The organism is Pseudomonas sp. LBUM1649 (genome assembly GCF_059716155.1).
Window position 1 is genome coordinate 3,820,954 of the sequence record NZ_CP166807.1, and the last position, 25,161, is coordinate 3,846,114.

Annotated in this window: 22 protein-coding genes, 1 tRNA gene and 1 pseudogene; 10 read left to right on the forward strand and 14 right to left on the reverse strand. The window is 55.2% G+C overall.

The window, feature by feature from the left end; all coding sequences use genetic code 11:
• Position 1 precedes the first annotated feature (1 nt).
• The 6 genes and pseudogenes from ACA058_RS17695 to ACA058_RS17720 form a co-directional block, all read right to left on the reverse strand.
• Positions 2 to 1,060, reverse strand: coding sequence for a WD40/YVTN/BNR-like repeat-containing protein (locus ACA058_RS17695; RefSeq protein ID WP_497635164.1), 1,059 nt, complete (start codon positions 1,058 to 1,060; stop codon positions 2 to 4).
• A gap of 74 nt (positions 1,061 to 1,134) precedes the next feature.
• A complete protein-coding gene (locus ACA058_RS17700) occupies positions 1,135 to 2,496 on the reverse strand; it encodes a DUF1329 domain-containing protein (RefSeq protein ID WP_497635165.1) in 1,362 nt (453 codons plus the stop codon).
• 33 nt (positions 2,497 to 2,529) lie between these two features.
• Positions 2,530 to 4,351, reverse strand: a pseudogene (locus ACA058_RS17705) (DUF1302 domain-containing protein).
• A 68-nt stretch (positions 4,352 to 4,419) separates the two neighbouring features.
• On the reverse strand, positions 4,420 to 5,583 hold the full coding sequence (locus ACA058_RS17710; RefSeq protein WP_497635166.1) for a thiolase C-terminal domain-containing protein: 1,164 nt from the start codon (positions 5,581 to 5,583) through the stop codon (positions 4,420 to 4,422).
• A 158-nt stretch (positions 5,584 to 5,741) separates the two neighbouring features.
• The gene (locus ACA058_RS17715; RefSeq protein ID WP_497635167.1) at positions 5,742 to 6,662 is read right to left on the reverse strand and encodes a LuxR C-terminal-related transcriptional regulator; all 921 of its coding nucleotides are present in this window, start codon (positions 6,660 to 6,662) and stop codon (positions 5,742 to 5,744) included.
• The gene (locus ACA058_RS17720; protein ID WP_497635168.1) at positions 6,662 to 8,059 is read right to left on the reverse strand and encodes a winged helix-turn-helix domain-containing protein; all 1,398 of its coding nucleotides are present in this window, start codon (positions 8,057 to 8,059) and stop codon (positions 6,662 to 6,664) included. The genes ACA058_RS17715 and ACA058_RS17720 overlap by 1 nt, the downstream gene beginning before the upstream one ends.
• A 130-nt stretch (positions 8,060 to 8,189) precedes the next feature.
• On the opposite strand from ACA058_RS17720, the gene ACA058_RS17725 reads away from it, so the two are divergent.
• Complete coding sequence (locus tag ACA058_RS17725) at positions 8,190 to 9,617, forward strand: IS1182 family transposase (RefSeq protein ID WP_497635169.1); 1,428 nt, start codon at positions 8,190 to 8,192, stop codon at positions 9,615 to 9,617.
• Positions 9,618 to 9,752: 135 nt separating this feature from the next.
• On the opposite strand, the gene ACA058_RS17730 is transcribed toward ACA058_RS17725, so the two are convergent.
• The 4 genes from ACA058_RS17730 to ACA058_RS17745 form a co-directional block, all read right to left on the reverse strand.
• On the reverse strand, positions 9,753 to 10,064 hold the full coding sequence (locus tag ACA058_RS17730; RefSeq protein WP_497635170.1) for a hypothetical protein: 312 nt from the start codon (positions 10,062 to 10,064) through the stop codon (positions 9,753 to 9,755).
• Between the two features lie 92 nt (positions 10,065 to 10,156).
• Positions 10,157 to 10,969 (reverse strand): transporter, encoded by an 813-nt coding sequence (locus ACA058_RS17735; RefSeq protein WP_497635171.1) that lies wholly within the window; start codon positions 10,967 to 10,969, stop codon positions 10,157 to 10,159.
• 56 nt (positions 10,970 to 11,025) lie between these two features.
• Positions 11,026 to 11,205 (reverse strand): hypothetical protein, encoded by a 180-nt coding sequence (locus ACA058_RS17740; protein ID WP_497635172.1) that lies wholly within the window; start codon positions 11,203 to 11,205, stop codon positions 11,026 to 11,028.
• A gap of 47 nt (positions 11,206 to 11,252) precedes the next feature.
• The gene (locus tag ACA058_RS17745; RefSeq protein ID WP_497635173.1) at positions 11,253 to 12,530 is read right to left on the reverse strand and encodes an OmpP1/FadL family transporter; all 1,278 of its coding nucleotides are present in this window, start codon (positions 12,528 to 12,530) and stop codon (positions 11,253 to 11,255) included.
• Positions 12,531 to 13,003: 473 nt separating this feature from the next.
• Here ACA058_RS17745 and ACA058_RS17750 point away from each other — a divergent pair, with 473 nt between their 5' ends.
• A complete protein-coding gene (locus ACA058_RS17750) occupies positions 13,004 to 14,626 on the forward strand; it encodes a DUF1254 domain-containing protein (RefSeq protein WP_497635174.1) in 1,623 nt (540 codons plus the stop codon).
• 65 nt (positions 14,627 to 14,691) lie between these two features.
• Here ACA058_RS17750 and ACA058_RS17755 read toward each other — a convergent pair whose 3' ends face one another.
• The 3 genes from ACA058_RS17755 to ACA058_RS17765 form a co-directional block, all read right to left on the reverse strand.
• Positions 14,692 to 16,119, reverse strand: coding sequence for a DUF1254 domain-containing protein (locus tag ACA058_RS17755; protein WP_497635175.1), 1,428 nt, complete (start codon positions 16,117 to 16,119; stop codon positions 14,692 to 14,694).
• Positions 16,120 to 16,274: 155 nt separating this feature from the next.
• A protein-coding gene (locus ACA058_RS17760) for an IS3 family transposase (RefSeq protein WP_497635176.1) occupies positions 16,275 to 17,827 on the reverse strand; the annotation gives its coding sequence in 2 pieces (ribosomal slippage) (positions 16,275 to 17,365 and positions 17,365 to 17,827; 1,554 coding nt in all).
• Between the two features lie 736 nt (positions 17,828 to 18,563).
• A tRNA-Leu gene (locus ACA058_RS17765) sits at positions 18,564 to 18,649 on the reverse strand.
• 74 nt (positions 18,650 to 18,723) lie between these two features.
• Between ACA058_RS17765 and ACA058_RS17770 the strand changes: the two genes are divergently transcribed.
• From ACA058_RS17770 to ACA058_RS17795, 6 genes are all read left to right on the forward strand, one after another.
• Positions 18,724 to 20,133, forward strand: a complete 1,410-nt coding sequence (locus ACA058_RS17770) for a recombinase (protein ID WP_497635177.1) — start codon at positions 18,724 to 18,726, stop codon at positions 20,131 to 20,133.
• Positions 20,134 to 20,570: 437 nt separating this feature from the next.
• Entirely contained in the window at positions 20,571 to 20,864 is a 294-nt protein-coding gene (locus tag ACA058_RS17775) for a plasmid mobilization protein (protein ID WP_497635178.1), read from the forward strand.
• Positions 20,861 to 22,003 carry a relaxase/mobilization nuclease domain-containing protein gene (locus tag ACA058_RS17780; protein WP_497635179.1) on the forward strand — a complete coding sequence of 381 codons (1,143 nt, stop codon included), beginning with the start codon at positions 20,861 to 20,863 and terminating at the stop codon, positions 22,001 to 22,003. The genes ACA058_RS17775 and ACA058_RS17780 overlap by 4 nt, the downstream gene beginning before the upstream one ends.
• A gap of 136 nt (positions 22,004 to 22,139) precedes the next feature.
• A complete protein-coding gene (locus ACA058_RS17785) occupies positions 22,140 to 22,430 on the forward strand; it encodes a hypothetical protein (protein ID WP_497635180.1) in 291 nt (96 codons plus the stop codon).
• Entirely contained in the window at positions 22,423 to 22,698 is a 276-nt protein-coding gene (locus ACA058_RS17790; protein WP_497635181.1) for a hypothetical protein, read from the forward strand. Before ACA058_RS17785 ends, ACA058_RS17790 begins: the two co-directional genes overlap by 8 nt.
• Positions 22,688 to 23,122 (forward strand): hypothetical protein, encoded by a 435-nt coding sequence (locus tag ACA058_RS17795; protein WP_497635182.1) that lies wholly within the window; start codon positions 22,688 to 22,690, stop codon positions 23,120 to 23,122. The genes ACA058_RS17790 and ACA058_RS17795 overlap by 11 nt, the downstream gene beginning before the upstream one ends.
• An 83-nt stretch (positions 23,123 to 23,205) precedes the next feature.
• Here ACA058_RS17795 and ACA058_RS17800 read toward each other — a convergent pair whose 3' ends face one another.
• Positions 23,206 to 23,643, reverse strand: coding sequence for a hypothetical protein (locus ACA058_RS17800; RefSeq protein WP_497635183.1), 438 nt, complete (start codon positions 23,641 to 23,643; stop codon positions 23,206 to 23,208).
• A gap of 179 nt (positions 23,644 to 23,822) precedes the next feature.
• On the opposite strand from ACA058_RS17800, the gene ACA058_RS17805 reads away from it, so the two are divergent.
• Together ACA058_RS17805 and ACA058_RS17810 are read left to right on the forward strand one after the other, a co-directional pair.
• Positions 23,823 to 24,794: a hypothetical protein gene (locus ACA058_RS17805; protein WP_497635184.1), complete on the forward strand. Its 972-nt coding sequence runs from the start codon at positions 23,823 to 23,825 to the stop codon at positions 24,792 to 24,794.
• 43 nt (positions 24,795 to 24,837) lie between these two features.
• Positions 24,838 to 25,161 carry a hypothetical protein gene (locus ACA058_RS17810; protein ID WP_497635185.1) on the forward strand — a complete coding sequence of 108 codons (324 nt, stop codon included), beginning with the start codon at positions 24,838 to 24,840 and terminating at the stop codon, positions 25,159 to 25,161.

Here is a 25,161-nt window from a genome sequence, read left to right on the forward strand (position 1 = left end):
CTCATTCGAAAGGCAACTGGCGCAAGCCCTGAGTGCCTGCGACCACCACCGAACCCGATCCGGTCACCTGCGCCGCAGCAGCAGGACCCAAGCGGTCCTGTGGCTTTTGCGTGAAACTTGCACCGTCGTCGGAGCTGACAAGGATATGGCCGGCCTGGCTGACCAGAATGATTCGACCATCGGCCGTGACCGTGCTCGCAGTGAGACTCGACGACAGGCCCAACTCGACTTTGTCCCAGTTCGCGCCATGATCGACGCTGCGGTAAACATTGCCCCGCAGGCCGTAAACGAGCACTGCGCCCGGCTTGCCAGTGATGCCGAAATAGCTGCCACTGTAGGGGGTTGGAACGCTAACGAATCGTTGCGTCGCCGGGTCCAGCTTCAGCACCAGGCCTTGTTCGCCGACAATGAACAGGTCATCGCCCATGGCACGCATCGCGTAGAGGTTCAGTGCCCCCGGATTGTCGGTACGCTCCATCAACGGAACCCAGGTTTGGCCGCCATCGTCGGTGCGAAAAATCAGGTTGAATGCGCCGACGACGTAGCCGGTTTTCTCATCAGCGAACCACACGTCCAGAAAGGGCTTGTCCGCCCCGTCATCGATCATTCGCTGGGCTTCGGCTAAGAACGCATCATCCGGCGCCGCTTGCCGCTGATAGTGTTCGAGCATAATCTGCCCGACCTGACGGCCATCGAGCTGACGTTTCCAGGTTTCGCCATTGTCATCGCTGCGCAGCACGATGCCGTCATGCCCGACGGTCCAACCTTGCGTCGGGCTCGGGAATTGCACGGCCACCAGGTCGGAGCTCACCGGCACTTGTGCCTGCTGCCAGCGGAGGCCGGCATCATCGGAATAAAAAATATGGCCGCGTTGGCCCACGGTGACCAGGCGTTTGCCCGCACTGGCCAACCCGGTGAACATGCCGTTAATGGCTTTTTCACTCTGAATCGCCGGGCTCGACAACGTATCGACAAAATCCGCGGCGACCACGGCCCGGGTAAAGGGCACAGCCAATGCCACGGCTAGCGTAGTGAGCGTTATCCATCTAAATGTATTCATGAGGTCTACTCGGCAAAAAAAGCCGCCGAACAGTGCGAGACACTGTCGGCGACAAAAAACACCTGCGTAATGGCTTAGCGAATACCCGTGCCGGCCAATGACTCAGGTGCCCACTGCGCTTTCGAAAGCGGGTCGATGTACTTGACGCCGCCATACGGGCCGTAGATGCCGGTGATGTTGTAGCTGCCGGAAACGAAGTCATAAATCATGTGGTTGTCGGAGTTCGGCGCTTGCACGTCATAGCTGTAGGCCAGGTGCGCAAAGGATCCGCGGTACAACTTGCCGCTGGCGTCGTATTCATCCGAAGCCAGGGCAATCCAGCTGTCTTCGTCGAGGTAGAAGGTACGTTTGCTGTAGATGTGGCGTTTGCCCGGTTTCAACGTGGCCTCGACCACCCACACGCGGTGCAATTCCCAGCGCATCAAGTCAGGATTGACGAAGTGCGCCGTGGTGATGTCCGCCGCTTCCTTGTGATAGTTCAGCTTGTAGGTGTTGTAAGGAACGATCATTTCCTTCTTGCCAACGAGTTTGAAGTCGTAGCGATCCATTGCGCCGTTGAACACCCACGCATCGTCATAGGTTGAAGCGCCGGCCGAGCCAGGGTTCGGCGTGTCGTAGGCGATGTCCGGCGCAAGTTTCACGCGGCGCTGGCCTGGCAGGTATTGCCAGCCACGACGCTCCATTTTCAGCGGATTGACGGCATCCTGCACCAGGATGGCTTCACCTGCGCGACGGGCCGGGGCCTGGTAATAGAGTTTGGTCTTGAAGAACAGATCGGTCTCTTTCGCCGGTTCCGTTCGGTTCGGATCGTAGAGCGGGTATTCCAGATAGGCATTACCAGACGTGGCCAGAATCGCCCTGCCGGAACCGTCGACGTTCCAGGAATCGTACTTGAAGTTGGTGGCGTAACCCTGATAGCGCAGCAGGTGGTTCCACATGGCCTCATAGCCATCTTTGGGGATCGGGAACGGTACGCCTGGCAGCGCGTTTTCCAGTGCGACACCGCTCTCCAGCGTTTTGGTGCCGACGGCGTTTTTCGCGGTGTTATCCAGCAACCGCTGCGGCAGCGCAACGCTGCGATGGGTCGGGAATACATCGACCCGGAACGTTGGGTAACGCTTGAGCAACTCTTGAGTGCTGGCGGTCAGTTTGTCGGCGTACTGGGCGATGTTTTTACCATCGATGACGGCACGCGGCTTGTCGGCCTCGAAAGGGTCCGGACGAAACGAACTGCCCGACTGGTAACTGGCGGGCGGCGTGGTGAGGCCGCCGGTGTAGGCCGGAATGGTGCTGTCGGCGTTGCCGGCCTTTTCAGCGCCGACGGCGGTCAGGCTGGTCCCCAGTTTTGCGGCTTCGCCGGGAGAAACTGCCGCGTGAGACACGCCTGCGATGGCAACGGTCAAGGCAGTGAACAATAGAGAATTTACGAACTTCATGGAGTGACTCCTGCTATCAAGCAAAGACTTCGATCAAATGGTCGTTTTGAACGTAAAAGTGACCATGCCCCGATCCTTGAGCTGAGGCTGGGTACCGCCAAAGGCAGTGGTCTGCCCCGGTACGCAGTTGTACTGCCCGTTGGCACCTGGTGCGGCGCCCTGGCCCTGTGCGCCCACACCGCCAGCGGAGCCGCAGGTGTCGAACGGACCAAAGTTGTCTACGTATTTCAGGTCGAAGCGATACTGGTTGTGGACGTCCATGCCGACCCCCACCGAATAACTGCCGGAGTCTTCATTACCGCCTAACTGGATGGCGGAATTGCCGTTGAGGCCGACGTTGTAGGTCATCGGCATGAACATATCGATGCCGGGGAACACCTGATACCAGGTCGGGTTGAAGTTGACGCCGACGACGTAGTTGTCCTTGGTGACCTTGTCGACACCGCGATACCAGTCTTCGCCCTTGAACAGCTGTTTGTTGTCGGTGACGTCCAGCCAGCGGCTGTAGGCGAGTTCAACCAGCAAGGACGAGCTGTCCCAGACCGGTGTGTCGCCAAAGGTGGTCAGGCCGTTGAGCACCGCATGCACGGTATTGCCTCGGGCTACGCCGTTTTCACCGTCAAAGCTGCTGATGAACCCTGGCAGACCGGCGGCCCCGGCGGCTGGGTTGACGGTTGCCGCGACGCTGGCCAACGGCATGTTGTGGCGATAGTTCAAGTCGAAACCGACGCTGACTCCACCGAGGCTTTTCGACAGGCTGATGCCATAGATATCGATGTCATCGACATAAAACTGGTTATAGCCGCCGATGTTGCCGGAGATCAGTTGCGCAGGACCTACAGCGGTTGGCTGCAAGGCCAGGTTCGGCAGGATGTCGGAGGTTTTGCGGTAATAGACACCCAGGGTGCCTTGCAGCCACTCCGGGCTCCACTTGGCCATCAAACCGAAGTCGCCGCGCTTGTCCGGGGTGAAGGTATGGCCATTGGTCAGGCGCAGGAACTGGTTTGCACCAACGGGGCCTGGAGCACCAAACAACGGGTTCTGCGCAGCGATCAATGAAAGGTTGTGCCCGCCACTTTGAAGGCCGTCGTTGAACCCAAGGTACGTACCCGACTCCGGCAACCGCGCGGCGTCCCAATCCAGGAAGTACTGCGCGGCGAGAGTCAGTTCCGGGTTGAGCGTGAAGCTCGCGGATAACTGGTTACGCGGAATGAACAGCTCTTTGGCTTCTGTTCCCGGCACCGCCAGCGCCTTGGAAAGATCCAGGCCGGACTGGCCATAACTGTTGCCATGGGCAAAGGCTTTCGCCCCAGTAGACTGTGTGCTTGCCCGCCTTGCCGCTGAGCAGCGATTCATCGCCGACTTCCGTACTGCCGAACACGAAGGCATCGAGAATTTCCGAAGAAGGACCGTTGTAGTACCGATCGGCGTACCCGCTCTGGTGACGGGAATCCGGCCTGCCATTGTTGAGCTGGTTAGTCGACGCATTATCGCTGCCCACATCGTCATAAGCGTGGTCGTACCAGGAGTTGGCACTGACACGGAAACCGGCTTTCTCTTTGTAAACCACGTCCAGTTCGGACAACACATCGAGCCGCTGGGAAACCGGGCTGCCGGAGGAGAAGTTGCGATTCCCGTCATTGTTGTTCCACGCATTGGCCAACTTGCTGTTGGGCGCCTCTACGCGCTGGGCGTAGTTGAACTTCAGCGTGTTGTCGAAGCAAACCGTAAAGTCTTCATTGCCTGTGTTGATCTCGACGGCGTGTACAGGCGCGATGCCCAGGCCGGTAAGTATGGCGGAGGTCAACAACCCCTTACGGAAGTTTGCATGGCAGATCTTATTATTTTTGTTCATCAAACGTGCCACCTGCTCTATGGTTTACGAAAAGTCATGGGTTGAATCACGGCGCTCTGAGCCTCCTCTCAGGTGCGCTGCAAAAGGGTGACCGACACGGCACGCCCCAGGGCTGTGCTGTGCTGAAGTGCCGTGCGGGCTCCTGGAATCTGTCGGCCATCAGCCATATCGCGCAGTTGCCAGACCAGCTCGACCAGTTGCGCCACTCCGGTGGCCCCCGGGGCGTGACCACGTCCCAGTAATCCACCCGACGGATTCACCGCATTCATCTTTCCTTTGAGGCGGTGACCGAGCTGCACGAACCGGTCGATTTCGTCTTCCCTGCAAAAGCCCAGCGCGGCGCTGCTAACCATGAAATCGCCAACGCTTTGGTCGTGAAGTTCAACAACGTCGATGTCTTCCGCGCCGATTCCCGCCTGCTGGTAGGCCTGCTGCGCCACACGTTGGGTGGTCGCTCGTCCCAGCACATCCAGCACGCAACCTGATTCCTGCTCCGAGGTGCTGTCACTGCCCCTGGCGCTCGCCAGCACGGTGACATCTGCCCGAGCCCCGAATCGCAACGCGAAGGCCGGGGTGCAGATCAAGATGGCCGCCGCACCGCAGGCCGGCGGACACAGATAAGGCGGGAGCCAGCCATCGCGATCCCGCACCCGATTCAATATGGCGTGAGGGTTGTGCCCAGCCTGGGTGCGTGCTCGCTCAAGCACTTGATCGAAGCTGCTTTCGGCAACACCCAAACGGGTCAACAACCAGCTGGTTTGAGCAGCGAACAGCAGCGCCGGCGTTTGTCGACGTTCGATAAAATCGATGGACTTGTCGCCCTGCCCGGCCTTGGCCAACTCCTGGCGAGCAAGCTCTTTCAAACCGAAAAACTCACGACTGGAAATGCTTGCCGGCATGCACTCGACGCCCACTACCAGCACGCATTCGGCTTGACCGCACAGCACGCTATTGCGCGCCAGATGGAAAGCGCTGCTGGCCGAGGCACAGCCATCGCTGAGGCTGAAGACCGGCACACCGGAGTAGCCAATCTGCGACAACATCTGCTCGGCGATACCGGCTTCACCGTGGACGCAGGAGGTAAATACCTGGTCGACCAGGTCATAGTCGATCCGCGCATCGGCCAGCGCCGCGCTAATGGCCTGCCCCGCCAACGCTGCATGACTGTCACAGCCACCCAGCGGCAGAAACGACGCCATTCCCGCGCCGGCGATCAGCACTCTTTCAGACATAATCCTGCTCCCCACCAGCCGATGCGCAGTTGCGCTCTTGTTGGGGCCAGACTATTGGGTAGTCGAACTGCAAAAACCCCCATTGGCAGGGGGGCTTGAAAACAGGACAGGGGGCATTGAAGGGAGATCCATACGGATCTCGCGGAGGATGGACGGCATCAGCCCGCTGTTTCGAGAATCCCCAGCATGTATGCACGCGCCACGACATGCTGCCGTGTACCGGCCTGGAATTTTCCAAACAGGTTTTTCAGGTGCCACTTCACCGTTCCCTCGCCGACATTCAAGGCCAGGGCGATTTGCTTGTTGGAGAGATTGCGTGCCAGCAATTGCAACACCTCCCGCTCCTTGGGTGTCAGCAGACGACTGGGAGACACGCTCGATGTGGCGGGCTCCGGTCGCGAAACCGGCACGTGTGAAGGTGTCGCCGCGACCGGCTCCACCGTTTCACGTTGGAGCGCCTGTACCCACTTGATCAGGGCCGGATGGGTGTCTTGCACCACGCGCTGCATACCGTTCTCTTGCGCGAGGCTGACGGCTTCCAGCAAACAGACCGTACCCTCTTCGCCCGTCTCCCTGAGTGCCAAGGCCTTGAGCAATTTGATTTGCACACTATCGCGGCCACGGCGCAGGGTCTCGGCCACTGCGTTGGCTTTTTCCAGCTCCACTAGCATGGCCTGCCAATCACGCTTGGCCAGCAGGACATAAGTGTTGGCCATGCCAACCATCAAGGCCAGTTCCGGACCGAGCAAACCCGTTCGTTCGCGGGCAATGACTGGTGTAACAGCCTCCAGACGCTGCCATAACGCCTGACATTTATCGCGGTGCCCCTGCAAGGCATGCAGACGAATCTGCTCGCCAAGCGATGCGATGCAAAACCGTGGAATGCTGCGTTCTTCTCCCAGCTCGAATAACGCATCGAGAAGGTCCTGGCCGCGATGTCCATGCCCCTGCATGAAAGCCAGCCGAGATGCGGTGATGTATCCCAGCACAATGGCCGCAGGCGAAGCGAGACGCTCAACCATGTCCATCCGGTTCGCCAACACCGTGCTCGCTTCCTGAATTTCCCCTCTTTCAAGCATCACCGTGCCAGGGTGCTGGCCATCATTACGGCGATAGGACTGCGGCGGCCAATATCTCGCTCAGCGAGCACAAGACTGGCCCGTAAGGCAGTTTCCGATGACAGCATCCGTCCCTCCCACAGGTACGTCAGTCCAACCACCCACTCGCCAAATCCGCGAATGGCATCCAGTCCAGGGCTCCACGTGTAATGCGGTGCGCGCTGAAAGATGCGCCGGGCTTTTTCCGGCTGGCCCTGAGACAAGGTCAGTCGAGCAATCTGGTTCGCCACAATGGCCTGTACCTTGATCGGGAACGAAGGCAACCGCTCAACCCATGGCGTAATGAGTGCCAGTGACTCGTCCGGATGGTCGGCAAAATAGGCGGCGGCGGTTTCAATGGCAGCAGCCTCGCAACGGGTGGCCTCATCGGCAGACGGATGTTGCTCGATGACCGTAATGAACCTCGCGGCTTCAGCCTGACGCGCGCCCATTGCCAGTGCCCAGGCGGCGGCCAGGCAAATGCGCGGGTGTGACAACACGGTCTCGGGCTCAAGTTCTTCGACCCATTCCAGCACTCGACTGAACTGTCCGCGCAGCATCACGTCGTACAGGCATTTTTCGATCATCGCGTAAGCAGGCTCCGGCAACCCGGCCAACAGGTATTGGCGAGCAGCCTGCTCCTGGAACTCGTGCTGCTGCAACCAAATCGCTGCGCGCTCGTGAAAACCCTGACGCTGCTCTGGGGGCAATTTTGCAAAGCGACCCAGAAGGATCTCCCGGGCTAATGGATGAATGCGCACCCAATCGCTGTCGACACTCTCGACAAAAAGCGGTGTCGAGACGCACAGTTCCTGGAGCAATTGCCCCGAGCGTGGATTACCCGTCAGCGCGATGCATAAAGAAGGCTGAACCATCTCCAACAGCGCGATGCCCGTCAGAAATGCGACCTGTTCTTCGGGCAGATGTGCCATCAGGCTGTTGACGAAATAACCCTGGATATCACCGGTACATTTCGACAGTTCCTCGACGGCGGCCCCCAGGCTGGAACTCTTTTCCATCGCCGAAATAGCCAGCTGCAAGCCAAGGGGCCAGCCCTCGGTAACCTCATTGAGGCGCACACAGAGGTCGGCATCGATCTTTTTGCCAAAACGACTCGTGAGAATCGCGACCGCTTCTTCAACGCCAAACCGCAGTGCGGAGGCGGTGATTGCCGCGTACCGCCCTCTCGCCGCGAGGTCGGCTACCTGCAGATTCAAACGCGCCCGTGAGGCCATGATGATGCGCAGGTTGGCCGGGGCGTTATGCAACAGGTAGGTCAGCGAATGGCGCACGGTCGACTCGGGCAAGGCGTCAGCCTCATCCAGAATCAACACAGTCTCACTGCCCATATCCGCCACTTCCGCCAACCACTGAGTCAAGCCTTCAAACTCATCGCGCCCCGGCCCCGGAATACGCTCGAAGGCGCGAGCAAAGGACGGCCCAGAGTGTGTAAAAACCCAAGATAAACCTTTGCTATGATTCCCCAGGATTTCATTGCAAGGGTCGCCCATGAAACGCTTCATCCAAGGTGAACACCGAGGTCAAACTACCTTGCTCCCCGAGAGCCTGGACGATTACGTCAGCGACACCAATCCGGTGCGTGTTGTCGATGTCTTCGTGGATGAACTCGACCTGATCACCTTGGGTTTTGAAAGCGCTGTCCCCGCTGAAACGGGCCGACCGGCTTACCACCCTGCAGTCATGCTGAAGATCTACATCTACGGCTATCTCAACCGCATCCAGTCGAGCCGGCGCCTTGAGCGCGAGGCGCAGCGCAACGTCGAGCTGATGTGGCTTACCGGTCGCCTGAGTCCGGACTTCAAGACCATCGCCAACTTCCGCAAAGACAACGGCAAAGCCATTCGAGGCGTCTGCCGGCAGTTTGTTGTGCTGTGTCAGCAACTGGGGCTTTTCTCGGAACATTTCGTTGCCATCGATGGCAGTAAATTCAAGGCGGTGAACCACCGCGACCGCAATTTCACCAGCGCCAAGCTGAAGCGCCGGATGGAAGACATCGAATCAAGCATTGCCCGTTATCTAAAGGCGCTGGATGGGGCTGATCGGGAAGAGCCCACGTCTTCAGGGCCCAAAGGCGGCCTGGAAGAGAAAATCGCCAAACTGAAGGAGCAGATGAAGGCGCTTCAGGAGATTGAAATACAGCTTGAAGCATCGCCGGACAAACAGATCTCCCTGACCGACCCGGACGCTCGCTCGATGAAGACGAGCGGTAATGGAATCGTGGGTTACAACGTGCAGACGGCGGTCGATACCAAGCACCATTTGATCGTCGCGCACGAGGTGACCAATGTCGGTCACGACCGTGATCAGCTCAGCTCGATGGCCGAGCAGGCCCGTGAGGCGATGCAACTCGAATCGTTGTCGGTGGTGGCGGACCGCGGGTATTACAAAAGCGGAGAAATCCTGGCCTGCCACGAGGCAGGGATCACGGCTTATGTGCCGAAAACGCTGAGCTCGCGGGCCAAATTCGATGGCCGTTTCGGCAATGACGCTTTCGTCTACGACGCGGACAAAAATGTGTACATCTGTCCCGCCAAAGAAGTGCTGACCTGGCGTAACGCTTACGTCGATAACGGCAGGACGCTGAACAGTTACTGGAGCTCCAACTGCCGGGCCTGCTCGATAAAAGCACAATGCACACCGGCCAGAGAGCGAAAGGTTCGGCGCTGGGAGCATGAGGCGGTGCTGAAGGAAATGCAGGCCCGCCTGAACAATGCGCCGCAGATGATGAGCATCCGCAAACGAACGGTCGAGCATCCCTTCGGGACGCTCAAACAATGGATGGGTGCGACGCATTTTCTGACGCGGCGGCTCGCTGGGGTGAGCACCGAAATGAGCTTGAATGTGCTCGCTTACAACTGGAAAAGGGTGATGAAGATCCTCGGTGCACGGGGTCTGATGAACGCGCTGATGGCTTGAAAGGGCTGCCGTTTGCCCCGTTTATCAAGCTATGGAGCCTTGCTAGCGCTTGTAGGGGCCGCTTGGAGCTACAAGAGCGCTTCAGGTTTTAATAAGCTGGCCAACACCGGTCGGCACTACGTGCCGACGATGTTTTCATCTGTTTTTACACACTCTGGGCCGACCGCTGCCAATCGCCATGGCCGTTCCCAACCCTTGAACAAATCGGGCACCATCATCATGCGCATCGAGCGTCAGCCACGCCACCACTGCGCCGTGGGACAAACACTCCCGGCGCCACTGGGTCAACAGGAACGTTTTGCCAAAACCTGCCGGCGCGTGAACGGCAATCACCACTTTGTCGGTCAGCTCCGGGGTATCGATAGCCAGCCGGCTGCGCATCCGGGCGGACTTCTGGCCACGCGGCGGCGTGGTCTTGAGGATCAGTTGGGGCTCTACGCGATCCATTTTTTCAGGCCTTTATGCAAAACAATGAGTGGCTCGGCCGGAGACCGCAGTCGATCAGGAACGGGAGCTGCGTACTTTTGCAGCGGTGCATTTCATTTAGGGAAGAGTAGCGTGTATGCCACTCGAAAGCCCCAGCCATGTGCTCCATCTTCAGGACTGTCTGCCCAATAGCGCGGCCCCACCTGAAGACTCATGGGTTGCTTGCCGACCTTGAACAGCTGCGTCACGAACAGATTGAGCGGCACGTTCCACTCCTTGGTCTCCCAGTCATAAGTGGATTCCGTGTTAATGCCAAAACTTGTGTAAGTCGCTGTGGTGTACACCAGGAAGGGTTGCAGATACGTTTGATTCACTTTCTCCTTGTCGTCGGCCGGGCTGTTATCCAGTGACCAGATATGGTTGGCCAGAATGCCCGTGGTCCAGCCGTGAGCCTGCTTCAGCGCAACCGCTGTCGGTCCCAACCCCCACTGCTCACTGCTGAGCAACTCGTCGCTGCCAGTGGGCAACAACAGTGCCGGCCCTACGCCCCAGATCCAGCCATCCTCGGTGGGCTTTTTCGGTGAGAAGAAGAAGCTTTGAGACGTATCCCCTACCCCGCTTTTATCGGCGCCACCACCCGGCACCAACCCGTGTTGATCAATGATTGGCAGAATCGTGCGAGAGATGAGGTTCCAGTCCTCGTTGAGCGAAAATGGTAGAACCGGCTGGATATTGGTGACGCTCTGGATGCCTTCGCCGGAGGGCCCCATTTTCTGGTTCCAGTTGTACTGGATCGGCAAGCTGTACAGCGCCGCGACCGGGTTCAATGCCTGCTTGGCCAGCTCAGCCTGGCTGTCGGCGTAGCTGGGAACAGACACACCGAAAGCGATCAATGAGAGAACAGACCGTTCAATGCGCTTGTTCATGTCGAACTCCTGAAATACGGCGCGCAGAACGCGGCTCGGTTGCATACCGCGAGTGGCTACTTGAGCACAGCCTGCAAGTCACTGGTCATCGCCCTGATAGTGGTGGTTTCCTGCAAGCCGTCGTAGTCCTTCAAGAAGCCGGAGTACTGATCTGTTTCGGTCACCTTCGAGACGCAGCCGGCCAATAGCAAACTGCTTGGCGCGGCGCCAACTATCCACTTGTGGGAAAGGTTCATGTGGCAGAACTCCTTGGGGGGTCAGATGTTGCGGGGCAGTCCTTTGTTCAATAACGCCAGGTCATGTTGGCTGACAGGGCTTGAATCCAGGCGTTATCGAACTCGCCTGATGTGCGATTGCCGGACAGGGATTTGGTCTGGTCGACGGACATGTCACCCATCCAGACCGTGACCCAACTAAAGTTGAGGTCGGTCTCTTTGTTCAGCGAATAAGTAAGGCCGGTGGCGAAGCGCCAGGCGGCGCCCATGGGCACGGTCAACGTGCGATCTCCGTCGGAGACTGCCGAGGTGTCGTAGGCGATACCGAAGTCCCATAACAAATCAGGGTTCATCTGGTATTGCGCGCCCAGGGCCAGTTGATAAGTGTCTTTGAAATGCGCATCGATGGTGGTCGACCGGGCACCGCCGGCGTTGGTGTCTACGTCGATTTCGATGTCGCCAAATTTCGACCAGTCCTGCCAGTTGACCGAAGCCAGCAACGCCCATTGCGAGTCCAGTTGCTGGTACAGGCTGAGAGTGGCGGTTTGCGGTACGTGCAGATCGAGCTTGAGGTTGGTGCCGTCCAGTCGACTCACCAGCGGCGCATTACTTTTCACATCCAGGCCGTCTTCAAAATCCAGGTCAACCTGACTGGTGTAAGCCAGGCCGATACGGGTGCCCGGTTGCGGCGCATAGATCACGCCGACGTTGGCGCCGTAACCCCAATCGTTGTCCTTGTACTTGTATTGACCGTCTGCACGGTCCGTAAGACCCAGCGGTCTCTGATCGATCGCCGCCTCGGATTTCAGCATGCCGTACATGGCTTTCACGCCAACACCTACGGACCATTGCTCGTTGAAGCGATACGCCACGCTCGGCACCAGTGACAAACCCGCAATGCTCGCGTTCTGCACGAAATAACGCCCGGACCAGTCGTTGTCGTAGTTTTCCGCAAGGCCGAAATCACCATAGGAACCGAAGCCGACGGACCACTGGTCATCCAGCTGATGGCTGATGAAAAAACTGGCGCCCGGTATTGGATCAAGCACATTGCCGCTGCCGGTGCCTGGGGTATTGGTTTCAGCGTCCCTATCGAACGACAAGTCCCCGAACAAGATCTGTGCCCCGGCGGTTATTTGAGTGCCATTCAGATAACTCAAGCCTGCGGGGTTGCTGGCAATGGTCGAAGGGCCTTGCGCCCTCGCCGCCGCACCGGCATTAGCCAACCCGGTGTTGTCCGTCGCGATTTCATACAACATAAGCCCGCCGGCAAAACCTCGCTCACTGACAAAAAGTGTCAGCAATGCAAATATTGCAACAGGCAGTGCACTTGAATTCGACGGCATGATGCCCCTCTCTAATAATGCGTAATCACTATCGATCAGGTAACAGCGCAACCGGGTTCTTATGGCGAAGTGGAGTATTGCTGATGATTCAACATTGTCCATGTACGCCCTGCCATAACCGCAACCAAGCCGCCGATCAGAGTTTTTTACCGGACGGACGGTCGTATTAGAAAGTGTTGAATCGTTTCGCACCCCCCCACTCATGGGGGGTAGATGCAGTGCAGGTGAACTGGAGCAATGGCACATGTGCACCTATGCTTGGTTTGCTGGAAATCCTGATCAACCAGACTGTGCTGCTCTGACAATGGTGCGCAACATTTGTAAACGGTCATCCGGGCGAATTAATGCCAGTACCACTCAGTGATGACCAGGGCGCAAGGAATGTGATTGGCCGCGCCCTGAGAAATGTCCCTGCGCCAGTAGTTCCTGAGTTTGGGTAGTCCAATTATTTGGCATCCTTCAAGGAAAACTCCATGACGCAAACTTTCAGACCACTCGCCGTATTGTCAGCCTTCGTCGCGCTGGCCCTGCCTGTCATAAGTGCGGCGCAGGCGGCAACCGAAATCCCCCTCGGGATAACCACGCCGGATCGCATCGAAACCCGTGTCGGTACGTTGGAGTTCAAGGACGGCGCGCCGACCGTAAAAACCACCCGTGACGTCTACGACACGCTGGCGTTCGCTCGCGGCATAGACGCGTTCATGAACAGTTTCTCGGGCGCCTCGGCCTATGCGATTCGCGAGGGCTTCCACAGCATTGGCGCTGACGACAACTCGGTGATTATTTTCTCTGAGCTGATGGACTCCAACTCGCTCTTTCTGACTGCCAACGCCGACACCATCTATACCCTTTCGATCCTCGACTTGACGAAAGGGCCGTTGGTGATTGAGGTACCCCCAAAATCGCTCGGCACACTCAATGACATGTGGTTCGGCTGGATCATTGACTTGGGTACCCCAGGGCCTGATCGGGGCGAAGGCGGCAAGTACCTGGTCGTACCGCCGGGCTATGAGGGGCCTCTCCCAGACAGTGGCTTCTTCGTAGGCCGAGCGAAAACCGATCATGTGATCTACGCCGTTCGCGCGTTTATGGAGAACAACGATCCGAAACCCACTGTCGATCTGATCAAAGACAAGCTGAAAATTTATCCCTACACACCCGGCGGGTACGGCACCAGCATAGCCACGGCACTCGCAGGCCAAATCCGCCTTGAGCCAAACCCGCCAATACCGCCGACGAAGTTCGTTGAGGGTACCGGCAAGTCCTTCAACACCATTCCCCCTAATGATTTCGGCTATTTCGAGACTCTCGACAAACTTGTGCAGCTGGAACCGGCCACATCGTTCGATCCCGAACTCCTTGGCCAACTGGCGGCCATTGGCATCGTAAAGGGCAAGCCCTTTGCTCCGGACGAGCGGATGAAGAAGATCCTCACCGACGCGGCGGCCGTGGGCAATGCGGCGGGGCGATCACTGAACTTTCGTGCTGCCGAGTATCCTGGATGGGCCTACTACCCGAACTCGATGTGGGCCAGCATGCTGTGGCAAGGTGGTTTCGACTTTCAGACACCGCCACCCATGATCACCAAGGAAGGCTATTTCAAACCATTACCGCCGACCGGCGCGCGGACGCTCGATTCGCGCACGGCCTTTTATTACGGCTACACCATGGATTCGCCGGGAATGATCATGCGACTGCCCAACGTGGGCTCGCAGTACCTCATGGGCTTCTCGGATGCACAAAAGAATCCCTTTGACGGCGCAAAGACCTACAAAGTGACCCTGCCGCCGAAGATTCCAGCGGCCAAATTCTGGTCGTTCACCGTCTATGACAACCAGACGCGGTCCATGCTGCAAACGCCGCAACGTTACCCGCGAGCGGGTAGCCAAACCTACCCTTCACCGGCCGCCGTCGAGAACGCGGACGGGTCCACGACCATCTACTTCGGTCCCACAAAGCCAGCAGACGCCAAGGCGGGTAACTGGATTCAGACCATGCCTGACAAGGGCTGGTTTACGATCCTGCGCCTCTACAGCCCACTGGAATCATTTTTCACGAAAGCATGGCGGCCGAGCGAGCTCGAACAGGTTCAGTGAAGGGCCACTTCTCTGTCAGGCTCGAATGCGATCGGCGCTGTTCACCAGCGCCGACTTTTGCGGGGTCAGTCGGCAAGCACCAGTGGTGGAACCTGCCACTGGCCCTTGTCGATCTTGTCCTGCGGGCCATAGATGCGCAGCGCCAGGTAGATCGGTCCATCGGGTGCTGGAAGCCAGTTACTTTCCTTGTCTTTGCCCGGTGAGTCCTTCTGGACGTGGAGGGTCAGCGAGCCGTCGGCATTCTTCTGCAAATTCGGCAGCATCGGTGAGTTGATCAGATAACGCTGGATCGGGTTGGCAACCAGTAGTTGCGTAGCGCCGTCGTACATGGTCACCGACCAGAAGGCATCAGACGGTGGCAACTGATCTGCGGCAAACGTCAGACTGTATTTGTGTTTGCTCCCGTCAAGCGTCTCACCGGTGGGCAAAGTACGGGTCAGCGCGTAGCGCGCTTCGGAGGCGTCCAGGGCATAAATGCCTGCTTTGGCCACGACGGCACGTGCCTGCCAGTCGCCGTTATAACGCTGGCGGTTGCCGCCACCCTCGGTCATGAGGATCCAACCGTTGACGGGAATGCCGTGGTGGGCAATGCCTTGGCTAATGCGTTGGTCGCCGGCGGCGGCTCCGGCAGCGAGTTCCTTGCCATAGACGGCGGCAATGCGCTTGAAGCGATCCATCTCGCCACTGCCGATACCAATGCTCGCCAACTTGGCACGGATGTCTTTTTCTTCAGGTGCGGCCGGCGCGAAGCGCAATGCAAAGTCCAGATAAGTGAAGAAGTTTTTCTTGATTGAATCCTTATCTGCGGGAGGAAAATCAAGGGGCTGAGCAGCAGGGGGTGCAGGTTGCTTCATCCAGGTCGACAGGGCCTGAACCTTGTAGCCGGCTTGTACGGTCTTGACGTTGTCTATGTCTTGCGGCGAGAACAACTGTGTGCGGTAGCCAACCATCGAAAATTGAGTCGTCGAGCGATACAGCTTCTTGATGCCCTTGGGCGTCTCGCCTTGCCAGTCAGGGCCGACCACCAGATAGTCGCCCGGCTCACCAGCAGTCGCAATACTGCCGATCAGTCCATAGTTATAGGTGTTGCCGTCACACAGCATCAGCGAGTAGTAGCGACCCTTTTCTACCGGCGGCACGCTCAACACCATCGGTTCGGTGCGCAGGTCCAGCCAGGCGAAAGAATAAGGTGTGTCGCTATTCGCCGTGACCACAGCCTTGTCTTCCGGTGTGAACACGCGGGCGATATTGTGCAGTTGATTGAATGTCGCTTTGTACTGCGGCGAACCTTCGTCTACGGCATAGGAATACATCACGCCATAATTCATCACGATAGGCAGGCCGTAGATATAGGCTTCTTCGGCGATGCTCTGAATGCGTAAAGCTTCGACGGAATTATGCTCCTGGGGAGGCGTTTGCGCAGCGGCCAGGTTGGCCAAAAGCAAGGCGGTGGCAGCAAGCGCACCGCGCAGTATGGTAGGGCAATAATTCATTGTGTCTCCTCAGGAGATATGGGAAGTCGAGCTATTTCCGGCATCGCGTTTCGAGGCGTTTCTTGCTCGAAATTGGCCAAGCTTGGTCAGATTGACCGTTTCGGTAATCGGTGCCCCCGGCGTTTTTCAAGGTAGTTGTCGCATCAACCGTCTAACTATGCCGCTCTTTTCTCGACCTGTTGCTCTCGATCGGGGTTCAACAACACGGTGCCGATCGGCTCCCAGTTACGTGTCTGACCCGACCACCGTTCTGGCGTTTTCTCCTTGGCTCGTTCGTACAGCTCATGTCGCCGGGCCAAGACCTGATGGTCCAGTCCTCGATGCCGCTCAGCCGGTGTGACGAACCGGATTCGGCTATGCCGGTGCTCGTTGTTGTACCAGCGCATGAAATCCCTCACCCAAGCTCGTGCGGCGTCCAGACTGGCAAAGCCATCCTGCGGCCATTGCGGGCAGTATTTCAGCGTTCTAAACAACGACTCTGAGTATGGATTGTCGTTGCTCACCCGCGGTCGGCCCCGCGAGGGCGTGATGCCCAGTTCGTACATCTTGCTCAACAGCGTCACCGATTTCATCGGCGCTCCGTTGTCCGAGTGCAGCACCAGCGGTTCGTGTAAACACTGCTCGCCGATCACGCTGCGTTGCAGCAGCACGGCGGCTTTCTCGCCGCTTTCCGCGTCGTAGACCTCCCAGCCCACGGCCTTGCGGCTGTAAATATCCTCGATCAGATAGAGGTAGTAATACTGGCCGCGTATCGGCGACGGCAGATACGTGATGTCCCATGACCACACCTGATTGGGCGCTTCAGCCGCATGCGTCGTTGGGGCCGCGTGCCGCCTGGGGCGCTGACTACGGCCTCGATGTTGCTGTTGACCCGTCGCTCGCAAGACGCGATAAAACGTTGCCTCCGACGCCAGATAGCGCCCTTGATCGGCCAGGCGCGGCACAATCTGGCTCGGCGGCAGGTGGGCGTACTCCGGGCTGTTGCACAGCGTCACAATGGTCTGTCGCTCAGCCTCGCTCAGCGCATTTCGCGGCGTTGGCCGTGTGGCAGTCGTTCGGGCATCAGCCTGGATAACGTCTGTTTCAGTCCACCGCTGCAAGGTCCGCAGCGATAGTCCGATTTCCCGGCAGGCCCTGATTTTTCTGGCTCCCGCCACGACCGCGTTGCTCAGCCAGCCAACGAGTAACTGCCGTTCTGGCAAAGACGTCAGTTGTCCTCGTTGTCGGTCCCCCAGTAGTCGTTGAGCTTTTTTCGCAGCACCAACAACGCAGCTGTTTCAGCGAGCGCCTTGTCTTTGCGGCGCAGTTCGCGCTCAAGTTCCTGGATGCGTTTCTTATCTTTGCGAGACTGCTCCCGATCTTCTTTTTGCTGGGCCTTGTCCGATTTCTGGCCGGTGATGAAGGCTTGTCGCCAGGCAGTGATTTGCTCGGGGTAAAGGCCTTTGCGGCGGCAATACTCGCCCAGGTCGATCTCGGACAAACCGGCGGCTTCAAGGACGACAGCAAACTTGGTTTCGGCTGACCAGTTCTCGGTGAACGGCTTGTTTTCGGACACTGCACTTCCTTCAGAACTGAGCTGCTTGCGCCAGTTGGACAAAGACATTTCGCTGACCCCTTCGCGCCGGGAAACCTCGGCCATCGACAGGTTCAGCGGGGGAAGCAGCATCTTGAGTAATGCGGCTCTGCGTTCAGGTGAATAGTACGGCACGACCAGTCTCTTTCCGCCCCCGATATGCTTTTTCAGGAAAAATCGGAGAGGCGACAACTATCCTGACACCGGGGGCCCCCCCCGTTGACGAGGGGGGAGCGAAGAACTCTGAGGAGGGACTAGGTCGAGGGGTATTAGAGGTTCTATTCAGGGGTGGCGGGTTGCAATCGAAATCCCCGGTGGGTTTGCTATTGGGGTTGGTTCCGCGCCTTGCTGTGTCCCAAAGTGGAACCCCTGGTGCCAGTTTCTGCGCGTGCCGTCTAACAGACACAAAAGACACGAAAAACACCCACCCAACAAAAAAGGCCTACGCCGAGAAGCGTAAGCCCTTGATATTCATGGTGCCCGAAGCCGGAATCGAACCGGCACGCCCTTACGAGCGGGGGATTTTAAGTCACCTTACCCCACGACAGCAGGTAAAAGCAGTTGAGCGCTGAGCTCAGCTACAGACCGTGTTTCTGCGCTTATATTCTTGCCTAATCAAACACTTAGGGTGACTCTTACCCGGCAGTCAGCGGATGCCGAGAGCTGAGCTCAGCGGGGTAAGAATATTGGCGGCTTTTTGCGGCAGCTACCAAGCGGCTCCCAAGAGCTACCAAGAGCTACCAAGATCGAACGAAGGAAAACTGGTCAAAAAATAAACGCAAGGCAGCCCAAATCATCCAGAAAAACGCTAGGCGCAGATGACGAGTTAGGAATTTTGGTTGGGTTGTATCTGATGGTGGTGCAGGAGTGATGGTGCCTCGAGCCGGAGTCGAACCGGCACACCCGTGGGGCGGCGCATTTTAAGTGCGATGTGTCTACCGATTTCACCATCGAGGCGGTGTAAGCAGGCAGCGATTAGACACGAAAAGACAGAACAAATCAACAGCTTAAGACGACTGTAAGGACACTTTATGGCCATGAAAATCAACTTCACAAAGGCTGCCCTGGACGCGCTCGTATGTCCAGAGGACAAGGCTGATATGTACGCCTATGATTCCGAAACCAAGGGGCTTGTACTCCGCGTAACTAAGGCCGGTGGCAAAACGTTTTATGTTGTCCGTAAAGTCAAAGGAAAAGACCATCGTATTAAGCTGGAGGCGTTTCATCCAAAAACCACAAAGCTACCAATGATAAGGGCGGCGGCAGAAAAGATGTACGCCAACCTAGATGTGATTTTGGATGCCAAAGAAACCAAGTCCGTTAGGGACAGCCTTACACTTGACATGGCTTTCGAGAATCTAATCCGCCGAAAGAAGAAAAAGATTACGCAAACCACAATTGACGATTACACTCGAGTTTATAACAGTTATATCAAGCCAAATTATGGCACTAGGCCTATTTCCAGCATCACCAGCGATGATGTTTCGGATCTACACGATCAGACCACACTGCCTGCCACAAGGCCAAACGGGAGAGTTACCGAACCGAGGGAAAGGTCTGCTAATAAGGCGGTAGGCCTGTTGAGGGGAATTTTTTCGTTCTCAATTGTCTGGTATAAAAATGCTGATGGCGAGCCAATATACAAGTACAACCCAGTTGATATCATGAAACATACTGGGGCATGGCACGAAACTAATCGCGACAGCATTCGCATCAACCCCCATGACCTCGGCAAGTTTATCAACGGCTGTATTGAAGTTGCCGACACCCCACCCCTGAGAGATGTGCCAACGTCTTTTAAGCCAGTATCGGCAGCTGTTCTTTTCATGTTATTCACTGGTGTAAGGCCGGGCGAGATCAACAAGATTAAACGCTCATACATCTGTCACAAAACACGAGCTGTGAAATTTCCAAAAAGGAATAAAACAAACGAGGCCGACACCCTAAAAAACGGCCATGCATTTCATCTCATCCTTAACGATGCGGCTTACTGCCAGTTGTTATATGCGATGCAGCACTCTTCCGGTGAGTATGTGTTCCCAGGTGTCCAGCAAGCCAAGGTCAGCGAGTCAAATGTTCGTGACTTCCTAGAGCGCATCTCAAAGCGTGTGGGGGAGCATCTTCCGCGCAAGATCATGCGAGCTAGCTTTATGTCTATTGCTGAGCGCGCTGGCGTTGGAGCATTCCACATTAAAGTTCTTTGCAACCACGATGGTGGAGGCCAGACAGTTGATGTGACGGACGGATATAAGATGGCTTACTTATCTGAGATCCGAAACGCAACGTTGAAAATCGAGTCCGAGATTCTTAGTAGCGCAGGCCTTGATAAAGACTATGCATGTCGTGGCTTGCTATCGACCCTAGCTCCACTTGACAATCACATATTAGATACAGAATCAGTAAGTCTTACATCAAACAAAAAACAAAAAACAACGCGATAATAACGACAATAGCAAGGCTATATATTGCTAACACTGCAGCCTGTCAATGTGAAATCGCACTCCCCTAGTGCGAATTCACACTCCACCATTGCGAATTCAAAATTAGTTCACTCTCCCCCACTGTGAATTCGCACTCACCCATTGCGAAATCACACTCCCCTAGTGCGAAACCAAGCCACTTCGCACTCTTATACTGCGATTTCGCATTCACACTTTGCGAAAGTTTAGGTATACAAAAAAATAACTCAAAAATAATTATCAAATAACTGGAAACACTAAAAGCTCCAATTGCATAATGATCTTAGAGCTTGTTTTAGCCAGTTGTGTCTATGTCAGACAACTAACACCCCTTCGGAGGTTAGTTAAATAGGCTACTCACATCCCTCCGGGTGTTGCGTTAAAGGGCTCGACAACTATAACAATAAAGGTGAGTCAAAATGAAAGCCATTAAAAAGGAAAACAAAGATTCGCGTATTACAATCAGGTTCAATATAACTGAACTCAACAAACTAAAGGCGAAGGTCGCAGAAGCTGGCTACAAGTCGCCTGGGCCATTTATCCGTGACTTAGCGGTCAACGGCCAAGTAAAGCCAAAAGTCGTACAGGACGTCGTCCAGATCGCCCGCGAGCTCATGAACCTCGCCTTGATGATCAGCGCCGACCGTCCAGGTAGTGAGTTATTGGAGAAGGTTAAGCACATCGCAGCAATCAATACTGGTGGCGTGAAATGATCGGCAAAATTTTCCCAAAGTCATCCAAGTCATTCAAAAAGCGCCTGAGATACATCTACGGATGCACCAAGCACGATCATGAAATTGATGGAATGCAGACCATCGATCTACAGTGCATGTCGAGCGACCCTATGCCAAATCTCCTCAAGGGAAGCGAGGCCGACCTAAAAGTCATGATCGCTGAGTTCGACATGGTCGAAAAGCTCAGGCGCATGTCTACCGACGATGAGCAAAAGATTAAGCCGGTATTCCACGCGATGCTGTCTTTGCGCCCTGGTGAGTCTCTGACGCCTTCCCAGTGGCGTATTGCAGTCCGCAAATACATGGCAGACCTGGGCTTCGACGAGACGCACAAATACGTAGCTGTCATGCACCAGGATAAAGACCACCAGCACGTTCACATCGTCGCGAACAGAATCTCCTTAGACGAGGACTTTTTAATGGTCGATGACGGCTTTGAGAGAGACAAGAGCATGGATTCCGTATCCGACATCGAAGACATGTTCGGCCTGCGCAAAGCACCACGCCCGAAGGACACCTGGGGAATTGCACTCTCACATGCACAAGTCCAAGCATCAATCCGTGACGGCCAGCTACCCCACAAGCACCGCCTGGTAGCAAAAATCGCTGGCGCCATTGAAGCCACTAACGACTGCAACGGGGACATGTTCGACTTTGTGAGGTTGCTCAAGAAACAAAAGGTCTATATCCACCTGACACTCGACGACCAGCGCCAACCAAAGGGAATCAGCTACGAGTTTGACGGCAAACATATCTCCGGCAGGCAACTCAAACGCTCCCGACTAACTTGGCACAAACTAATAACTCAAGAAGGAATATATTATGATCCAGAAACCATTCGTGAACTTCAGGAAGAAATTGCAAGAAGAGATAGCGAAGAACAAGAAAGAACTTACAGAATCTACTACTACGAGTTCCGCAGACGAAACCAGGGATTCTTCATCAAGTTCACAGCCCAACAAATTGAAGTCATGAAGATTGTCGAAGGGATCATGAAACTTATTGAAGCAATATTCGGTATCGGTTTTACAGCAAAGGAATCGAATGTAGACAGATACTATATCGAGTACACGCCAGGGAAGCCGCTTGAATTAGAGTCAATGGCGCACACTATTTGACTTGAAGGTTTGACAGCAACCGAGCATCGCATGATGCGTAAGCTCTGGCGCTATCAACCTTAACTTACATGCTATTTACTTTGCTGAAAACCAGGATAAGCGCTATACTTTTTAAAGGATTATGGAGTAATTCAGAATGGCAAGGTGCGCGCTCATATACGAAGCTATTGTTGTCAAGGCCAAGGAAAAGATAGCCGTGGGCGGCCTAACTTTTGGAGTCATTGACGGTGAGCCAGTTGATGGAGATCGGCTACTTTCTGACCATGTCAAAAAAGCTTGGCTCGATGTGGCTGGAATTAGTTTCGTTGATGCCCAGGACAGGGAATATCTAATCCTAAGCTTTGATGATCATCAAGCGCCTGAAGGCAACGGATTATCCGACTTTTTAGCGCTCACACTCCTGAGCGAGACACCAAACCATGACTGAGTGGTGTATTCATAATGCTGCTTTTGCGAGATGGCAGAGAAGCATTCGCGTATTCGGCTTCGCGTACCGCGTGATTGATGGCTTCGACAAGGGCACTGGCCACCACACTGAGTTGCGGGAGGCATGGCATGCAGACGGTCACCTCGCATTTCAAGACAGATACGGCGATACATACACTGTGATTTCACGCGTGCAGTCAGATTTTACCGATGCGCCCGACGCGTATCATGAGGTTTTGTCGATGGCAGGATTGTGTGATGAGAATTAATTGGATGGTGCCAGTTCGCGGCCTGGCCAGGATGATCGCCTGGGTTTTCAGGGAAGTATTAACATTGGTGGAAATAGTCGTTTCAGCGCCAATTGTCACACTACTTTATCTCTTAATGCTGATGATTAAAGGTGCGAACGTAATCAATAAAAAAGTGAGACGCATGATGAAGCCTGCTGACTATACACTTAGTGATATATCAGTTAGTAATATAGGGTGCTTTATCGGAACCATCGACGAACTCGAAGGTGACAAGGCGATCTTCTTAGACTTTCCGTCAACACTAAAAATGACAAAACACGGAATGATCTTAAGGGATGAAAAGGGATTTAGGTATTTAATTAAAACCCTCAGTCCGCGACAGAACCCCGCCAACTTAGCAAAGCTCCTGGCCGACAAGTTCTTGGACGACAGCTCCTTTTAGCGCCGCCAGCGCACTCCATAGGGCTCTCCCTGAGCCTCTCCCGCCGCGCCCCCTAGCCAGCTATCGCTCGAACTCGATTGTCTTCACAGCAACTTTCTAAGCGTCTCTATGGGTAGTAGGCATACCTCTCTCGCAGTGTATCTCTCTGACGAGACAAGATCCGCTGCCCGGTGATACGACTCCATGTCGCCGTCAACGCGCCTGACGGCCATGAGCAGTGCAAGCTTGTCGAAATCGCTGAACTTCTCCTGCTCAGCCCTCCTTTGTCTCTCGTACTGCATACTAGCCTGTCGAAATTCTTCCTCGTTCGCCAGGTCAGTTGCGTAGTACGCCAGGTCGCGCAAGCCGGCTACGCCGAATGGGGCGATGGCATCTAAAGCAATACCGATCAAGTTCTCAACCTTAGGAGCCTGGTCATGTTCAAGCCCGCATGCACATCCATCTTTATGTAAGTCACCGCTGGCAGTAAGTGCGATTGCAATCTTATCGACATTGATGGCACTCGACGAATTCATTCCCATTATTATTTTTCCTTTTTGGATTGGACTTGCAAACATATTATTGAATTGGACACGCCGAATCAATCAATAAATGCAATCTACCTAATGTTAGTTTGATGTCAAATACAGGCCTCCTGCCCTTGTGATATTCCTAACTCTTTATATACTTGCTATATACGCTGTATTTACTGGGGTTTCATATGAGCAAGATGCTTTCGTCCGTGTTAATTGCAATCGCATTTATGTTGTCGAGTGTGACTGCAATATCAGTTGCACTGGCTATTTATGCCTTGATTGACGATAAGCGCTTGGCACTGTTGTTCGCTTCAGCAGCGGTACTACTAGATATATTTAAGTATCTGGCTTGGCCGGTAGCGGTTCGCTTGCTGAGTGGCGCTAGGTCTGTACTGATGATTGCCTGTGCACTGATGTTGTCCACGGTCAGCGGTTGGGCCACTTATGACCGCCTTATGTCTTCAATCACCATCAGCAAAGCGACTCATGATGCAATGTCGGGAGGTCGTCTTGAGTCGTTAAAACATTTGGCTCAGAAAGACTCGTCTTTGATCTTGCAACTCGAACGCGAAGTTTCCTTGGCCACAGGACAGGCTAATGATCTGCGAGCCAGGGGCATGGTTTCGAAGGCCCTGGAGTTAGAGGAGTCAGTCAGCACACGTACATCTAAACAGCGCCAAGAGGCCTTGGAACGCATCAACGCGGCGTCCTTAGAGATAGCGCAGATAGAGTCATCAGTGGCCAAAGCATCAAGCCTGCCGGCGCTCCTTGCACAGCTGTTATGCGTAGGCTTTGCGATGTCGCTGGAGATTGTACCTGCGCTAATTTTGTCGGGAATTCGGGGGGCTAGACCATACGTAAATCCTGTCCTACACTCGAATGCCATCACAGAGCCATCATCGCCATTGACGGATCGGGAGCCTCAAGAAACGGCGTTAGAAACTACGAAAACCACGGAAACGCTGTTCGACACAAACGAGGAAATCCTAAAAACGCTGATCGACCAGGCAAAAAATTCTAAACCTGGTACGCCAATAAAATTAAAGGAATTCGCTAAAAACTGCAGAATCGGAAACCTGCGAGCCGGAGAGATTTTTAGAAACGCAGAAACCATTGGAGTCATAAAAAAAACAACAATAGGATATGTATCTGCTTAGACGTTGGCGCACAATTAAACATCATTGAATAAAAGGATTTTGAATGGCCATCTATAGTACGCTCTGGAGATTGTTTGTACTCGTAATTGTCGGCCCTGCTTTTATGTATGCATCAAGCACAGAGGGACTTACCTTCGCGCAGAATGCTGGCGACTTTCACGACTACTACTCCGCATGGCACCTCCCCGAACTCCTTGCAGTACCGTGCGGATATATGGCAGCTGTAATTGCAAAAATTTTGCCCGGAAGTTGCTCATTCATCCCTGCCTTTGGAAACTTCATTGGCAGTGGTGTAGACATCGGAAGCTTCTTAACAGTCGCGTGGCTCTTAACTATCAACCCCCCATTCACCGAAGAAATGGCATAG

Coding starts and splice junctions, on each gene's coding strand:
- ACA058_RS17775 (WP_497635178.1), top strand. CDS start 20,571: ATGAAAGCCATTAAAAAGGAAAACAAAGATTCGCGTATTACAATCAGG.
- ACA058_RS17800 (WP_497635183.1), bottom strand. CDS start 23,643: ATGGGAATGAATTCGTCGAGTGCCATCAATGTCGATAAGATTGCAATC.
- ACA058_RS17740 (WP_497635172.1), bottom strand. CDS start 11,205: ATGAACCTTTCCCACAAGTGGATAGTTGGCGCCGCGCCAAGCAGTTTG.
- ACA058_RS17715 (WP_497635167.1), bottom strand. CDS start 6,662: ATGCTTGAAAGAGGGGAAATTCAGGAAGCGAGCACGGTGTTGGCGAAC.
- ACA058_RS17790 (WP_497635181.1), top strand. CDS start 22,423: ATGACTGAGTGGTGTATTCATAATGCTGCTTTTGCGAGATGGCAGAGA.
- ACA058_RS17810 (WP_497635185.1), top strand. CDS start 24,838: ATGGCCATCTATAGTACGCTCTGGAGATTGTTTGTACTCGTAATTGTC.
- ACA058_RS17805 (WP_497635184.1), top strand. CDS start 23,823: ATGAGCAAGATGCTTTCGTCCGTGTTAATTGCAATCGCATTTATGTTG.
- ACA058_RS17795 (WP_497635182.1), top strand. CDS start 22,688: ATGAGAATTAATTGGATGGTGCCAGTTCGCGGCCTGGCCAGGATGATC.
- ACA058_RS17735 (WP_497635171.1), bottom strand. CDS start 10,969: ATGAACAAGCGCATTGAACGGTCTGTTCTCTCATTGATCGCTTTCGGT.
- ACA058_RS17710 (WP_497635166.1), bottom strand. CDS start 5,583: ATGTCTGAAAGAGTGCTGATCGCCGGCGCGGGAATGGCGTCGTTTCTG.
- ACA058_RS17785 (WP_497635180.1), top strand. CDS start 22,140: ATGGCAAGGTGCGCGCTCATATACGAAGCTATTGTTGTCAAGGCCAAG.
- ACA058_RS17725 (WP_497635169.1), top strand. CDS start 8,190: ATGAAACGCTTCATCCAAGGTGAACACCGAGGTCAAACTACCTTGCTC.
- ACA058_RS17780 (WP_497635179.1), top strand. CDS start 20,861: ATGATCGGCAAAATTTTCCCAAAGTCATCCAAGTCATTCAAAAAGCGC.
- ACA058_RS17700 (WP_497635165.1), bottom strand. CDS start 2,496: ATGAAGTTCGTAAATTCTCTATTGTTCACTGCCTTGACCGTTGCCATC.
- ACA058_RS17730 (WP_497635170.1), bottom strand. CDS start 10,064: ATGGATCGCGTAGAGCCCCAACTGATCCTCAAGACCACGCCGCCGCGT.
- ACA058_RS17770 (WP_497635177.1), top strand. CDS start 18,724: ATGGCCATGAAAATCAACTTCACAAAGGCTGCCCTGGACGCGCTCGTA.
- ACA058_RS17745 (WP_497635173.1), bottom strand. CDS start 12,530: ATGCCGTCGAATTCAAGTGCACTGCCTGTTGCAATATTTGCATTGCTG.
- ACA058_RS17695 (WP_497635164.1), bottom strand. CDS start 1,060: ATGAATACATTTAGATGGATAACGCTCACTACGCTAGCCGTGGCATTG.
- ACA058_RS17750 (WP_497635174.1), top strand. CDS start 13,004: ATGACGCAAACTTTCAGACCACTCGCCGTATTGTCAGCCTTCGTCGCG.
- ACA058_RS17755 (WP_497635175.1), bottom strand. CDS start 16,119: ATGAATTATTGCCCTACCATACTGCGCGGTGCGCTTGCTGCCACCGCC.